This window comes from Deinococcus maricopensis DSM 21211, from assembly GCF_000186385.1.
In the GTDB taxonomy this organism is placed as follows: domain Bacteria; phylum Deinococcota; class Deinococci; order Deinococcales; family Deinococcaceae; genus Deinococcus_B; species Deinococcus_B maricopensis.
In genome coordinates, this window is the sequence record NC_014958.1 from 3,444,843 (window position 1) to 3,459,336 (window position 14,494).

General features: G+C 73.7%; 15 protein-coding genes. 7 read left to right on the top strand and 8 right to left on the bottom strand.

Annotated elements, in window-relative coordinates; translation table 11 throughout:
• Positions 1-9: 9 nt before the first annotated feature.
• The 8 genes from DEIMA_RS16290 to DEIMA_RS16325 all read right to left on the bottom strand — a co-directional run bounded on the left by DEIMA_RS16290 (position 10) and on the right by DEIMA_RS16325 (position 6,956).
• Complete coding sequence (locus DEIMA_RS16290) at positions 10-669, bottom strand: response regulator transcription factor (protein WP_013558383.1); 660 nt, start codon at positions 667-669, stop codon at positions 10-12.
• 18 nt (positions 670-687) lie between these two features.
• Positions 688-1,140 (bottom strand): hypothetical protein, encoded by a 453-nt coding sequence (locus tag DEIMA_RS16295; protein ID WP_148234992.1) that lies wholly within the window; start codon positions 1,138-1,140, stop codon positions 688-690.
• Positions 1,141-1,254: 114 nt separating this feature from the next.
• Positions 1,255-3,078 (bottom strand): ABC transporter ATP-binding protein, encoded by a 1,824-nt coding sequence (locus DEIMA_RS16300; protein WP_013558385.1) that lies wholly within the window; start codon positions 3,076-3,078, stop codon positions 1,255-1,257.
• Positions 3,075-4,850 (bottom strand): ABC transporter ATP-binding protein, encoded by a 1,776-nt coding sequence (locus DEIMA_RS16305; protein ID WP_013558386.1) that lies wholly within the window; start codon positions 4,848-4,850, stop codon positions 3,075-3,077. Before DEIMA_RS16305 ends, DEIMA_RS16300 begins: the two co-directional genes overlap by 4 nt.
• A gap of 54 nt (positions 4,851-4,904) precedes the next feature.
• Positions 4,905-5,357: a hypothetical protein gene (locus DEIMA_RS16310; protein ID WP_013558387.1), complete on the bottom strand. Its 453-nt coding sequence runs from the start codon at positions 5,355-5,357 to the stop codon at positions 4,905-4,907.
• Positions 5,358-5,422: 65 nt separating this feature from the next.
• Complete coding sequence (locus DEIMA_RS16315; RefSeq protein WP_013558388.1) at positions 5,423-6,292, bottom strand: metalloprotein; 870 nt, start codon at positions 6,290-6,292, stop codon at positions 5,423-5,425.
• Positions 6,293-6,301: 9 nt separating this feature from the next.
• Complete coding sequence (locus DEIMA_RS16320; RefSeq protein ID WP_013558389.1) at positions 6,302-6,484, bottom strand: hypothetical protein; 183 nt, start codon at positions 6,482-6,484, stop codon at positions 6,302-6,304.
• A 34-nt stretch (positions 6,485-6,518) separates the two neighbouring features.
• On the bottom strand, positions 6,519-6,956 hold the full coding sequence (locus tag DEIMA_RS16325) for a hypothetical protein (protein WP_013558390.1): 438 nt from the start codon (positions 6,954-6,956) through the stop codon (positions 6,519-6,521).
• Positions 6,957-7,155: 199 nt separating this feature from the next.
• Between DEIMA_RS16325 and DEIMA_RS16330 the strand changes: the two genes are divergently transcribed.
• From DEIMA_RS16330 to DEIMA_RS16360, 7 genes are all read left to right on the top strand, one after another.
• Positions 7,156-8,673 (top strand): phytoene desaturase family protein, encoded by a 1,518-nt coding sequence (locus tag DEIMA_RS16330; RefSeq protein WP_043817519.1) that lies wholly within the window; start codon positions 7,156-7,158, stop codon positions 8,671-8,673.
• Entirely contained in the window at positions 8,670-9,632 is a 963-nt protein-coding gene (locus DEIMA_RS16335; protein WP_013558392.1) for a carotenoid biosynthesis protein, read from the top strand. The genes DEIMA_RS16330 and DEIMA_RS16335 overlap by 4 nt, the downstream gene beginning before the upstream one ends.
• On the top strand, positions 9,608-10,261 hold the full coding sequence (locus tag DEIMA_RS16340; RefSeq protein ID WP_013558393.1) for a lysophospholipid acyltransferase family protein: 654 nt from the start codon (positions 9,608-9,610) through the stop codon (positions 10,259-10,261). Before DEIMA_RS16335 ends, DEIMA_RS16340 begins: the two co-directional genes overlap by 25 nt.
• On the top strand, positions 10,258-11,334 hold the full coding sequence (locus DEIMA_RS16345; RefSeq protein ID WP_013558394.1) for a glycosyltransferase family 2 protein: 1,077 nt from the start codon (positions 10,258-10,260) through the stop codon (positions 11,332-11,334). Before DEIMA_RS16340 ends, DEIMA_RS16345 begins: the two co-directional genes overlap by 4 nt.
• A complete protein-coding gene (locus tag DEIMA_RS16350; protein ID WP_013558395.1) occupies positions 11,331-12,743 on the top strand; it encodes a phytoene desaturase family protein in 1,413 nt (470 codons plus the stop codon). The genes DEIMA_RS16345 and DEIMA_RS16350 overlap by 4 nt, the downstream gene beginning before the upstream one ends.
• Positions 12,727-13,863 (top strand): cytochrome P450, encoded by a 1,137-nt coding sequence (locus tag DEIMA_RS16355; protein WP_013558396.1) that lies wholly within the window; start codon positions 12,727-12,729, stop codon positions 13,861-13,863. The genes DEIMA_RS16350 and DEIMA_RS16355 overlap by 17 nt, the downstream gene beginning before the upstream one ends.
• Positions 13,864-13,961: 98 nt before the next feature.
• A complete protein-coding gene (locus DEIMA_RS16360; RefSeq protein ID WP_013558397.1) occupies positions 13,962-14,486 on the top strand; it encodes a DinB family protein in 525 nt (174 codons plus the stop codon).
• Positions 14,487-14,494 lie beyond the last annotated feature (8 nt).

The following is a 14,494-nucleotide window of genomic DNA, read 5'->3' on the forward strand; positions in this document are numbered from 1 at the left end:
CGGGTCCGTTCAGGATTGCAGGACGTAGCCGACGTTGCGGATCGTCCGGACGCGCAGGTCACTGCCGACCTGCTCGAGTTTCTTGCGGAGTTGCGAGATGCGCACTTCGACGCTGTTGCTGTTCGGCGTTTCCCAGCCGTACAGGTGCGATTCGATGTCGGCGCGGCTGAACACGCGGTCGGGGGTGCGCATCATGAGTTCGAGGATGCGCGCTTCGTGTTCGGTGAGGGCGGTGCTCTGCTCGCCGGCGGTGAGGGTGAGGCTGCTGGTGGAGAGGCTGGTGTTGCCGAGGTTCACGCCGGTGCCGGCGGCGGTGCGGCGCAGCAGGGCGCTGATGCGCGCGTCGAGTTCCGGCATGGCGAACGGTTTGGTGAGGTAGTCGTCCGCGCCGGCGTTGAGGCCGGCGACGCGTTCCTGGACGTTCGAGCGGGCGCTGAGGACGAGGACGGGGGTGCTGCTGTACTGGCGGAGGGCCTGCACGAGGTCGAGGCCGTCGCCGTCGGGGAGGTTCAAGTCGAGCAGGATCAGCTGGGCGCTGTGCGTGCCGAGCCACGCCTGGGCGTCTTTGAGGGTGGCGGCGTGGTGCACCTGGTAGTCGGCGCTGAGGTACTCCTTGAGGAGCGGGCCGAGGTGGGGATCGTCTTCGACGACGAGAATCTGAGCGAGCATGGGACCTCCGCTGTGAGCTTACTTCTTGGCTTTGTCTTTGGTCTGGCCGGGCGCGTCCTTGTTCTGGCCGGGCGCACTTTTCAGGCCGGGCAGCGTGAACGGCTTGCCGCCGATGGGCTGCACGGTGAGGGTGACGCCGCGCGCGGCGAGGAAACGCGCGAGCGGCTGGCCTTGCACGGTGATCTGGCCGTCGCGGACGACGCCGGTGTAGGTGCTGCTGCTGCCGTCGTCGTTGCGGATGACGACCATGACGTTGCCTTCGAAGCTGGAGACGAGTTGGAGGGTGAGTCGGCCGCCGCTGGATTCGCCGGCCCCGACGGGCTGGAAGTCCTGGTCCGGGTTGGTCAGGACGAGTTGGAGCGCGTGGGCGGGCGCCGCGAGCACCATGAGGGTGAGCAGCGCGCGCAGGACGCGGAACAGGGTCGTGAGGTTTTTCATGGGTTGCCTTGGTGGGCCCAGCGTGGGCGTCACTGGCTTTATCGTAACGCGTCAACCTGACGGGCCCTTGACAGCGCCACCCTGCGCCCTTAAGGCAACGGGGGACGCGCGGGCTCACCCCCGCGCGTCCCCCGTGATGGTGGGCGCCTACGCTTCAGCGCTGGTTTCCTCGGCCCACAGGGCGCGCATGTGCGGGCTGGTGTCGAGCAGGTCGCTGAGCGTGCCCTGCGCGACGACGCGGCCCTCGTCGAGGACGACGATGTGGTCTGCGCGGGTAAGGGCGGCGCGGCGGTGCGACACGACCAGGCAGGTGGCGGCGCGGTCCTCGAACAGGCCCGCCCACAGCTGCCGTTCGGTCTGCGCGTCGAGGGCGCTGGACACATCGTCGAACACCAGCAGTTCCGCGTCGTGCGCGAACATGCGGGCGACTGCGGCGCGCTGCACCTGCCCGCCGCTGAGCTTCACGCCGCGCGCGCCCACGGTGGTGTCGAGGCCGCTGGTGAGCTGCGCGAGGTCCGGGCGCATAACGGCGAGGTCGAGGGCGCGGCCAAGGCGGGCGGCGTCCTGGCCGAGCAGGACGTTCTCGCGCAGCGGCTCGCTGAACAGCGTGGGGAGCTGCGCGGTGTACGTGCTGCGGGGCGGCACGAAGAAACTCGCGGGGTCCTCGACGACGCGGCCATTCCAGGTGATGGTGCCGGTCTGGCGGGGCGTGAGGCCCAGCAGGGCGCGCAGCAGGGTACTCTTGCCGCTGCCGATGCGGCCGGTGACGACCACGAACGCGCCGTGCGGGACGTGCAGGCTGACGTCCTCGATGCCGCGCCCGTTGTCGTAACGGGCGGTAAGGCCGTCCACGCGGACCTCCTGCAGGGGTTCGCGGGCGGGCGGCGCGGACGGCGCGGCGGGATCGTCGTGGAGGTGCAGCGGGTGGTGCTCCACGATCACGTCGGACGGGGCGTCCTGCAGTACGCGCGTCATGCGGTCGAAGCTGACACCGGTGCGGCGGTGCCGGGCGATCATGTCGCCGAAGAACCCGAGGCTGCCGGTGAGGCGTGGGAGCAGCGTGGCGAACAGCGCGAAGTCCCCGACGGTGAACGTGCCGGTGCGGAACTTCGCGGCGGCGAGCAGCAGCACGAGGCCCATGCCGACGTTCACGAGGTTGGTGTTCACGCTTTTGATCAGTTCGGTGAGGAGCACGTCGCGCAGGGCGGCGCGGCGGCGCGTCTCGCCGAGCGCTTCGAGGTGCGTGACCATGCGGCCCTCACGCGCGGCGAGTTTCACGGCGCTGACCGCGCCGAACGTCTCACCGATGAAGTCCGTGACGCGCGCCGTCGCCTCGCGCATGCGGCGGCGGTACGTGCGGATGGTGGGCGAGAGGCGCTGCACGACGAACACCATCAGCAGCATGGGCGCGCACACGACGAGCGTGATGAGCGGGTCGACGCGCGCCATCAGGGTGACGGCCACGACGATGTACAGGCCCAGGCCGAGCGCGTCCACCCACGCTTCGGTGTACGCGGCGACGTCGTCCACGTCGTCGCGGAAGCGGCTGACGGCCTCGGCGGGCGTGTCGGGCAGGCGGCGCGTGCCGGGCGCGCGCAGCAGGTAGCTGAGCAGGTTGCGGCGCAGCAGGGCGTCCAGGGTGTACCACAGGGTGATCCAGGCGCGGAACGCGAAGTGGAACACCGTGAAGCGCGCGGCGTTCGTGACGGCGAACACGGCCACCATCACCCACGCGGCGGCAATCAGGGCCGCGTGCGACTGGCCGCCGCGCAGGGCCTCGTCTGCGCGGCCCAGGCGGTCGAACACCTGACTGGCGGCGTACCCGGTCAGGACCGGCAACAGGTGGAAGGTGGCCCACAGCGCGACGTTCAGGCCGAACAGGCCCGTGTCGTACCGGAACAGCCGGCGCATGAGGCGCAGGGTGCGCGGCCCGTCGGTGGTGGGGCGGGCGGGGTGGGGCGTGGTCGTCATGCCAGGACCTCTTCGGCGTGGTGCGCGCCGGCGCGGAGGAGCGCGGCGTACTGGGAGCGGGGGTTCGCGGCGAGGCGCGCGCGCGGCGCGAACTCCAGCACGCGGCCCTCACCGAGCACAAGGATGTCGTCCACGCGCGCGACGGTGTCAAGGCGGTGCGCGATGATGATGGCCGTGCGGCCCTCGGTGAGGCGGCGCATCGCGGCGGTGAGTTTCGCTTCGGTGGCGGGGTCCAGGCGGCTGGATGGCTCGTCGAGAATCACGAGGCCCGGGTCGCGCAGGAGCACGCGCGCGAACGCCAGCAGTTGCGCCTCACCAGCCGAGAGGCTCCCGGCGGGCAGCGACGAGTGCAGCCCTTCGGGCAGGCCGGCGAGCCAGCTGTCCAGGCCGACTTCCGTGAGCGCCTCGGTGATGCGCGCGTCGGGGAGGCTCGGGTCGAACAGCGTGAGGTTGTCGCGTACGGACGCCTGGAACAGCTGCACGTCCTGCGTGACGACCGCGACGCGTTCGCGCAGGGCGTGCAGGTCCGCGTCGCGGGTGTCGACGCCACCGAGGATGACGGCGCCCGAGGTGGGGTCGTACAGGCGCGACAGCAGGCGCGTCAGGGTGGTCTTGCCGCTGCCGGTGCGCCCGAGCAGCCCCACGGTGTGCCCGGCGGGGATGGTGAGGTGCACGTCCTGCAGCACGCTCGCGTCGCCGTACGCGAACTGCACGTGCTCGAAGCGGACCTCCAGCGCGCCGACCGGCACGGGCCGCTCCCCGCCGGGCAGGTCCGAGCGGAGCGCGAGAATCTCCGAGACGCGGATCAGGCTCGCGCCGGCTTTCTGGAGGTCCTGCAGCTGCTGCGCGAGCTGGTTGATCGGCTCGTCAATCATGGTCATGTACTGGTAGAGCAGGAACGCCGTGCCGAGCGTGATGGCGCCCGCCGCGTACAGGCCCACCGCGGACGCGATGACGATGGCGTACGCCAGCGTGAACAGGAAGAACGACAGCTGCCATACGGTGCTGCGCGCCAGCCACGCGGCGCGCGCACGCGTGTAGAAGTCGCGTTGCACGCGCAGGAACGCGTTGAGGGTGTGGTGCCCGGCACCGAGCGCGCGCACGTCGTCCAGGCCGGTGAGGCGCTCCTCGATGAACCCGAACAGGCGCGCGCTCGCCTCGCGTTCGCGGCGGGTGGGTTCCACGCCGGGCTTGCGGGCGACGTTCAGGGCGAACAGGGTGCCCACCGCGAACACGCTGATGCCGAGGCCCAGGCGCCAGTCCTCGCGCCAGAACATCACCAGGGCGCCGAGCAGCAGCAGCAGCGCGCCGAACACGCGCACGGCGAACTGCGAGAAGAAGTTGCTCAGCGCCGTGACGTCCCCGTCGATGCGTTCGATCATCTCGCCGGGCGTGCGGTCCTTGTGGTAGCTCATATCGAGGCCCAGCAGGTGCCGGGCGAGGTCCGCGCGCAGGCGGTTGGTGGCGGCCCAGCCGACGTCCGCGCCGGCGTACGTGGCTCCCGCCGACAGGAGTTGCACGGCGATGGACACGCCCAGGAACACGCCCGCGAGCCGCACGAGCACGCCGACGTTCACGTCGTGGTTCGTGGCGGCGTCCAGGAAGGCGCGCAGGACCTGCGGCGCGAGCAGGTTCAGGCCGACGGAGCCGAGCAGCAGCGCGGCCATCAGGAGCGCGCGCGGCCACAGGGGCTTCAGGTACGTGCCGAGGACCGGCAAGGCCGCCCGCGCGGACGCTGCTGACGGAGGATGGTCGGGGGTGGAAGCGCTCATCCTCCCACCCTAGGGGGTGGGGGTGGGCGGCGCATCGGCATCATGGCGGGGCGGTCAGTGCATCTCGCGGACCAGCAGGTAGTACGGCCCGCCGGGTTGGCCGCGGCGGTACTCGGGCAGCAGTTCGTCGCTCGGGCCGAACTCCAGGTTCACGGTGCGCGCGCCCTGCGAGAGGCTGGCGGTCACGTGCTTCCCGAACACGTACTTCGCCCACGGCTGCCCGGCCATGACCGTGAAGCCCGCGCGTTTGAACGCGGCGTTCAGGGCGTCCGGAAGGGCGGCGGGGGCGGACGGCATCCAGTAGAGCTGCACGGTGGTCTTCATGTTCATGCCGCTCATCTGGGCTTTGAGGGCCTGATCGAAGGCCCGCCAGGTGGGGCCGCAGTCGGGCCGGGCGGCTGCGGGGACGGGCATGACGCCCGCGAGCTTTCCGGTGGTGGAGGGGCAGGCGGCCGCGGCCGCGCACGTGGCGGCCAGCAGCGCGGCGGTGGTCAGGGTCGCGCGCATGCCCCCACCGTACGGGTCGCCCGTGCGGGCGCGAGCGGCAGGTGCGCTTGACAGGTGCGGGGCGTTCAGGTGAACCAGCGTGTGAGGACGCGCCCGCCGTCCACGATGGTGGCGGGCGCCGTCCCGTCCGCGAGGGACAGGGGGAGGCCACTGGCGGCGAACGGCACGCGCGCGACGGTGTGGCTTTTCACGTGCAGGTCCTCGAAGTTGCCGTGGTCGCTGCTGATGGCCACGCGGGCGCCCGCGTGCAGCAGGCCCTCCAGCAGCGCGTTGAGGTGCTGCAGGTACGTGCGGGCCGCGCGCCACAGGCCGGGAGGGGTGGGGTCGCGGCCCGCGTGGCCGAGCGCGTCACTGAACCACAGGTCGGCGGTGAGCAGGTCGTGGTCGCGGGCGGCGCGCGCGACCTGCTCACCGAGGCGGCGCAGGTCGTCGGGCGTGGCGGTCGCGTCGTGCGGCTCCGCGAACGCGAGGCCCAGCAGCGGGCTGATGGACGGAAGGCCCGGGGGGTTCAGGGGGCGCCCGGCGTGCAGGAAAGCGTGCGGGAAGCTCCCGTGCGCGAGGTGGACGCGCCCGCCCTGCGCGGGGTCACGCGCGGCGAAGTACGCGGGCGGGTAGGGGTTCAGCAGGTCCACGCGCGCGCCCGCGCGGGCGAGACGTCCGGGCAGGCTTTCGGCGTCGAGTAGGGCGCGCAGGGTCGGGCCGGGCTGCGGCCCGAAGTGGCCGCCCATGACGCGCACGGCGTCCTGCCCGGTCAGCCAGCAGGCCTGTCCCGTCGCGCTCTGCGGCAGGCCCTCCACGCCGAGGGTCGCGTCGAGGACGAGCCCGGCGTCCAGCAACGGGCGCAGGGTGGGCAGGTCGGTCGCCCACGGCGAGTCCGTGGGGGCGTCCTGCGGGTGGCCGACGCCGTCGAGGGCCAGCCACACGACGCCGGTCACGCGCGCACCTCAGCGATTGCGGGACCAGCCGAGGGCGCGGATGCCGTCCACGGCGAACCACACGGCGACGGCGCCCCACAGCAGCGTGGGCAGCCAGTTGTGCGCCAGGCCGTAGCGGACGGCGGGGATGGCGCACAGCGCGGCGGCGAGGAGGCTGAGGATCGCGACGGTTTGGGGTGGCAGGCGGCGCATGCCTCAGGGTACGGCACCGGCAGTGGGGTGGCGTTCAGCGGGCGCGTTTGAGGACGCCGCGGCCGTTGATGTCTGCCTCGGTGGGGGCGTCCTTGAGGGTGGTGCGGGGGGTGTAGACGGCGTAGTCGAGGGTATTGGGGTCGCCGGGCGTCAGGTACAGCAGGGTGTCGGGGGCGCAGCGGTCGAGGCCGTAGCGGAGTTTCTCGCGGACGACGAGGGTACGGTCCTGGGTGGTCACGGCGATCAGCTGGCCGCCGCAGCCCAGGCCGGGGTAGTCGATGCCGCCGATGACCTTGCCGGGGACGGCGTTGTCCTTGAGGGTGAGGGTGACGACGTGGCGCGTGCCGGTGTCCTGGCGGGTGATGAAGCCTCGCCAGGTGCCGGTGGCGTCGCCGGGCGTCATGGGCCCGGGGGCTGTGGCCAGGGTGGGGGCGGACAGCAGGGCCAGGGCCAGCAGGGCAAGTGCTCTCATACTTCTCAAATGTAGAGGGCCCGCGTCGGCCCGAAGGGCGCACTTCCGGTGGCCGCGGCGCGGCCTTCCGAATAGACTGACCTGCTGCCCACTACGCCTAGGCGCGCACCTGCGGGAAATCTGACCGTTCCCCGCCGGCGTCCCTCGGTAGACTCGGGCGCGAGAGGCGGCGCAAACAGTGGACTACGACGTGATCGTGATGGGCGGCGGGCATAACGCCCTGGTGACCGCCGCGTACGCCGCGCGGGCCGGGTACCGCGTGGGCGTGTTCGAGCGGCGGCACGTGATCGGCGGCGCCGTCAGCACCGAGGAACTCGTGCCCGGCTACCGCTTCGACTACGGTGGCAGCGCGCACATCCTGATCCGCATGACCCCGGTCGTGCAGGAACTGGAGCTCGCGCGGTTCGGGCTGCAGTACCTCGAACTCGACCCGCTGTTCCACTGCAGCGACGGCGACACACCGTGGTTCATTCACCGCAGCGCCGACCGCACCGCGCACGAACTGGAAACGCTGTTCCCCGGGCAGGGCGACGCGTACGCGCGGTTCATGCGCGACTGGACGCCGTTCGCGCGCGCCGTGAACGATCTGTTCCTGAGCGCGCCCAGCCCGCTCGAAATGGGCAAGATGATGCGCCGCAGCGGCGGCGAACTGGGCATGCAGGCGCAACTGGCGCGCATCCTTAGGCCGTACGGGGACGTCGCGCGCGAGTACTTCACGGAGGAGCGCGTGCGCGCGCCGCTCACGTGGATGGCGGCGCAGTCCGGGCCGCCCCCGACCGAGCCGCTCAGCGCGCCGTTCCTGCTGTGGCACCCGCTGTACCACGAGGGCGGCGTCGCTCGCCCCCGCGGGGGCTCCGGAGGCCTCACGCGCGCCCTGGCGCGCGCCATCGAGGCGTACGGTGGGCAGGTGCACCTGAACGCGGCCGTGTCACGGATTCTGGTGGAGCGGGGCCGCGCGACGGGCGTGGAACTCGCGGACGGGTCGCGCTTCACGGCGCGCGCCGTCGTGAGCGGCACGCACGTGCTCGCCACCGCCGGAGCGCTGCCGCCGGAGCACGTGCCGGAAGCGGCGCGCAACGTCCGCGTGGGCAACGGGTTCGGGATGGTCCTGCGGCTCGCCCTGAAAGAGCAGGTGCGCTACCGCGTGCACCACGAACCCGCGAGCCGCGTCGGCCTGGGCCTGCTGATCCGCGACGAGCGGCAGCTGGCGCGCGCGTACGGCGACTACCTCGCGGGCGAACCCACCCGCGACCCACCCCTCGTCGCCATGAGCTTCTCGGCGGTGGACGACAGCCTCGCTCCGCCCGGCGGGGAGGTGCTGTGGCTGTGGGCGCAGTACTACCCGTTCCAGCTCGCGCGCGGCACGTGGGCGCAGCGGGAGCTGGAGGCGCGCGAAGGCATCCTGAACGCCTTCGAGCATTTCGCGCCGGGCACGCGCGACAACATCGTCGGCGAGCTGGTGCAGACGCCGCAGTGGCTGCACGACCACATGGGCCTCGTGCACGGCAACGTGATGCACCTTGAGATGGGCTTCGATCAGATGTTCGCGTTCCGGCCATTCATGGCCGCCAGCCAGTACCGCTGGCCGGGCGTGCGCGACCTGTACCTGACGGGCGCGAGCACGCACCCGGGCGGCGGCATCATGGGCGCGTCCGGGCGGAACGCCGCGCGGGCGCTGCTGCACAGCCTGTCCAGACGCGGGTGGCGCCGAGCGTGACGCGCGCGTGGGTGCGGTGGGGCGGCGCGGCGCTCGGCCTGGGCGTGGCGTTCACGGGGGCGCTGCTGCTGAAACTGGCCGGGCTGACCGGGCCCGGCACCGCGCTGATCGTGCTCGGCCTGGCGCTGGGCGGCGCGTGGGCGCTCGCGGGGGACGCGGGCGGCTGGGCGGAGGGGTGGGCGCTGCTGCGGGCGCGCGCCCGGCACCTCGCGCGGACGACGCCCGCTTGGGCGTCGTTCCTCGCGGCGTCCGCGCTGCTGAAGGTACCGGTGCCGCTGTGGCCGGCGGGGTTCACGCTGCTGGGCACCCTCAGCACCGTGTGCCTCGCGCTCGCCGCGACCGCGTGGGCGTGGCGGGCCGTCGGGCGGCGCCGCGCACTGGCCGCCACGGGCCTCGCGGTGATCGCCGGCCTGGGGGTGGAGGTGCTCGGCAGCCGCACCGGCTTCCCGTTCGGGACGTACTCGTACGCGGGCGCGCCGGGCGTCACGGTGCTGGGTGTGCCGATCATCGTGCCGCTCGGATGGTGGGCGCTGACGCTCGCCGCCGCGCACCTCGCGCGCGGGCGGGCGTGGCTGGCGGGCCTGTTGCTGGTCGCGTGGGACGTGGGCCTGGAGCCGCTGATGACCGCGCAGGGCTACTGGACGTGGACGGCGCACACGCTGCGCGGCGTGACGGTCGAGGGGTGGGCGCAGCCTCCGGTGGGCCTCTGGGCGGGCGCGCCCCTGCAGAACTTCGTGGCGTGGGGCGTGATCGGCGCCCTGCTGGTCCTCGCGCTGCGGCGCGTCGCGCCCGGCCTGGTGCCCGCCGTGGGCGGCGCGCGCGGCGGCGTCGCGGCGGCGTACGCGGTGGAGGCGTTCTTCCTGCCGGGCGGGCTGCTGCTGCTGGGTCGCCCGCTGGAGGCCGCCGTGACCCTGCTCGTGATGGGGGTGAGTGCGTGGATCTCGTGGCGGCGGGCCTGAAAGCGAACATCAGGCGGGCGGTCCGCACGGGCCTACGGGGCGTGTGGGTGGCGGGTCCCTTTCCGGACGGCGGGGCGCTGCTCGCCCCCACCCACCATAGCTGGTGGGACGGGTACGTGCTCGCGGTTGCCGGGTGGAGCGTCGGGCAGGCCGTGACGGTGATGATGACGGACGCGCAGCTGGCGCGCTTTCCGTTCCTGCGGCGCGCAGGCGCGATTGGCGCGCGGGAGGTGCGCGGGGCGCTGCGCGCCCTCCGGGCAGGCCACTGGGTGGTCGTGTTCCCCGAGGGCGAACTGCGCCCCACGGGCGGGCCGGGGCCGCTGCAGCCGGGGGCGGCGTGGCTCGCCGAGCGGGCGGGCGCGCCGCTGGTGCCGGTGGCGGCGCGCGTGATCCTGCGGGGGGCGCAGCAGCCGGAAGCGTACGTGCGGTTCGGCCACGCCTCCACCGGCGCGGACCTGCCCGGCGCGCTCGCGGCCCTCGTCGGCCGGGTGGACGCGGATCTGCGCGCCGCGCCGCCCGAATCGCCCCCGGGCGGGTACCTGCGCCTGGCCGGCGGCGCGCGCAGCCAGCACGAGCGCCTGAGCGGCCCGGGGCGCCTGCTTGCGCGCCTGCTGCGGGAGCGGTCATGACGGCCGCGCGGTGGTTCCGGACGCTCACGCGCGGGTTCGTGCTCACCAAACTGGCGGTGCTGGCCGTGAACGCCCTGGTGTTCCCGCGCCTGAGGCGCGGGCGGCCCGGTTCGGGCGCGCGCGTCAGCCTGCTGGTCCCGGCCCGCAACGAGGTGCACAACCTCCCCCGGACCCTGCCGGGCCTGCTCGCGCAGGGCGCGCACGAGGTGCTCGTGCTGGACGATGGCAGCACCGACGGCACCGCCGACGTGGCGCGGACCCTCGGGGCGCGCGTCCTGCCTGGCGCGGCCCTGCCGGACGGGTGGTGCGGGAAGCCGTGGGCGTGTCAGCAGCTCGCGCAGGCCGCGACGGGCGACGTGCTGGTGTTCACGGACGCGGACGTGACCTGGGCGCCGGGCGCGCTGCACGCCGTGCTGCACGAGCTGGAATGCTCGGGCGCGCACCTGCTGAGCGTGTACCCGCGCCAGGATGCCCGCACGCTCGGGGAGCGCCTGCTGGTGCCGCTCGTGGACGACGTGCTGCTGGGGCTGCTGCCCGCGCCGCTGCTGCGCTGGCCGGTGGCGAGCATGGGCGCCGCGAACGGGCAGGTGATGGTGTTCCGCGCGGGCGCGTACCGACGCCTGGGCGGGCACGCGCTCGTGCGCGCGGAGGTGCTGGAGGACGTGCGGTTCGGCACGCGCGTGAAGGCGCGCGGCGGGCGGCTGGCGCTCGCACTGGGCGGCGGCCTGATTCACGTGCGGATGTACGGTGGGTACCGCGAGGCCACGCGCGGCTTCGCGAAGGGGCTGGTGGCGGCGCACGGCGGTTCGCGCGCGCTGGCGGCGGCGTCGTGGGCGTGGCACGTGGCGGTGTACACGCTGCCGTGGGTGACGGGTCGGCCCGCGCTGGGAGCACTGACCCTGCTGGAGCGCGTCGCGGCGAACGCCGTGGCGGGCCGCACGCGCCCAGCGGACCTCGCGGAGGCGCTGCTGATGCCGGTCACGCCGCTCGCGGCGCTGCCCGTGTACCTGCGCGCCCTGCTGGGCCGGACTGCCTGGAAGGGGCGCACGTACCCGCGCCGGAGGGCCCCGTGAAGGTGGTCGTGCTGGGCGCAGGCTTCGCGGGGCTCGCGGCGGCGCTGCGGCTGCGGCTGGCCGGGGCGGACGTGACGGTGCTGGACGCGCTGGACCGCCCGGGCGGGAAGGCGGCGCTCGGCGAGGCGGACTTCTCGAGCGGCCCGACCGTCCTGACCATGCCGGACGTGTTCCGGGCGTTGAGCGCCCGCGCCGGCCTGCCAGCGCCGACGCTGGAGGCGGCACTGCCGACCACGCGGTACGCGTACCCAGACGGGCGGACCTTCGCGCCGGGCGCGGTGCGGGTGGAGGGACTGGACGGCACGCTCGCACAGCTCCGCCAGTCGGAGGGCGCAGCGTACCTGCGGCTGCTGCGGGCCTCGCGGACGATGTTCCGGGACGCGGCGCGGACGTTCCTGTTCGCGCCGCCCCCCACCCCGCTCGCGCTCGCGCGGTACGCCCGCACGGGCGGCCTGAACGCCGCGCCCCACCGGACGCTCGCGCAGTTCGTGACGTCGGGACCGCACCTCACGCCGTTCTGGCTGCGCTTCGCGACGTACCTGGGCGCGAACCCATACCGTGCGCCTGCGGTGCTGCACAACATCGCGTGGGTGGAGCTCGGGCACGGCGTGTGGCACCTGCGCGACCCCTTTGAGGGTCAGCAGGGGCTGCTGGGCTTTGCGGCGCGGCTGCAGGCGCGCGCGGCCGCGCTGGGCGTGCAGTTCGAGTGGGGCGCGCGCGTGGAGCACCTGCTGACCGAGCGGGGGCGGGTGGTCGCGGCGCACACGCGGGCGGGCGTGTTCACGGCGGACGCCTGGGTGAGCGCGCTGGACACGGCGTTCACGGCGCAGCTGCTGGGACGCGCTGCGCCCCGGACCGCGCGGGGCGTGAGCGGGTTCGCGCTGCAGCTGCGCCTACGTGAGGACCTGGGCCGCGCGCACCACGTGCTGTTTCCGGAGCGGTACGCGCAGGAGTGGCAGGACCTGCAGGCCGGGCGCCTGCCGGCGGACCCGACGCTGTACCTGCACCTGGACGGCGAGCGGGCGTTCCTGCTGGTGAACGCGCCGCCACGCCCGGAGGCCGTGCACGACCGCGAGGAGTACGCGCGGTTCCTGCTGGCGCGGCTCGCGGCGCGGCTGCCGCTGCCGGTGGCGTCGTGGCGGGCGCTCGGGCCGGGGGAGTACGCGCGGACGGGCCAGGGGGGCGCACTGTACGGGCGGGCGCCGCACGGGCTGGTGGGGAGCCTGCGCCCCGGGTGGCGGCATGCGGGAGTCCTGAACCTCGCGCAGGTGGGCGGCACCGTTCACCCAGGTGGCGGCGTGCCCCTGTCGATGCTGAGCGGCTGGAACGGTGCGGGCACGCTGCTGGACCTGCCGTACGACGACCTGGGCGGCGAGATGCTGGAGGTGGACGATGCGCTCCTGGCGTGACCTGCCCGCGCCCGCGGCGCTGCCGGGGTCCGGGCACCTGCTGCGCTGGTCGCGTGCCCCCCTGGCCCTGCTGGAGGAGGGCGCGCGCCTTGGGCCGATGTTCCGGCTGCAGTTCGGGGTGCCGGCAGTCGTCGGGTCGTGTTTCACGTGGAACAAACGGCTGCTGACGGATCTCGACACCTTCCGCAGCGCGGGCAGCTTTTCGAGGATGGTGCCGTACCTGTCGGGTGGCATCATCCTCACGGACGCCCCCGCGCACAAGCCCCGCCGCGCGGACCTGAACCGCCCCTTCGGCCCGCAGGCCATGACCGCCCTGCGGGCGCGCGTACAGGCGGCCCTGCACGGCGAGCCCCCCCGGGGCCCCTTCGACGCGCTCGCCTGGGCAGACCGCGTAACCCTGCGGATGTTGAATGCCGCCTATTTCAGCGGCGACTTCGACGAGGGCCTGCTGCACGCCTTCCTCGCGCCCCTGCGCCACCCCTTCCCCACCCCCGCGCTGCCCCGCCCGGCCCTGTTCGCCCGCGTGCGCCGCGAACTGAACCGCCTCGCGGAGCGGCGCCTGCTGCACGGCGGCGACGACCTCCTCGCGCACCTTGCCCGGCTGCCCGGCGGCGTGCAGGAAGCGCGCATCAGCCTCGCGGCCGGGCACGACACCACCACGCACACCCTCGCGTGGACCATCTGGCACCTCGCGCAGCACCCGCAGTGGTTCACCCCCGAAGGCCTGCGCCCCGCCGTACGGGAAACGCTGCGGCTCTACCCGCCCGGCTGGATGGGCAGCCGCCGCCTGCACCGCGACGTCACCTTCGAGGGCGTGCACCTGCCGCGCGGCACGCTGGCGCTGTACAGCCCGTACCTGAGCGCCCGCGACCCGGGCCTCTGGAGTGCCCCCACGCAGTTCCGCCCGGAACGCTTCGAGCAGGCCCCGCCGCCCTGGGCGTACCTGCCGTTCGGCGGGGGCGAGCGCGTGTGCCTCGGCATGCACCTCGCGCACCTCCTGCTCGACGAGGCCCTGCGCACGCTGCTCGGCGCGCCCCTGACCGCCTGCCAGGGCGACCCGACCCCGCGCCCCGGCGTGACGCTTGGCCCGGCCGGCCCCCTCGTCGTCCAGCGCGGCTGAACCCGCCCCTCAGGCCGGAGGCAACAGGCTGAATGGCCGACCCGCCCTCAGCGATGACCCGGATGCCCTCCCCCGCACCCGGACGTACCGTGCAGGGGATGCGCAAACACCTCCTCGTCTCCGACGACCTCCACCCCGAACCCGACATCGCGCGCGCCCTGTGGACCCTGCAGGAAGCCCGGCAGCGCACCCTAGACGCCCTGACGGGCGACCTCGACCCGGACGCCGACGCCGGACCCGGCGTGAACACCGTCGGGACGCTGCTCTACCACATCGCCGCCATCGAACTCGACTGGCTGTACGCCGAGGTACGCGAGGAGGACTACCCCGAAGCTGCCGCCGTCTGGTTCCCGCAGGACGTGCGCACCACCGCCGGACAGCTCACGCCCGTGCAGGGGGAAGCGCTGGACCGGGCACTGGAGCGGCTGGCGTGGGTGCGGACCCAGCTGATGGACACCTTCCGGACGATGACCCTGCACGACTACCGCCGCGTGCGGACGCTCCCGCCGTACGACGTGACGCCCGAGTTCGTGCTCGCGCACCTCGCGCTGCACGAAGCGCAGCACCAGGGCCAGATCCTGCTGCTGCGGCGCCTGAACGGGCAGCCCGCACCGCGCCGCTGAAGGCGGCG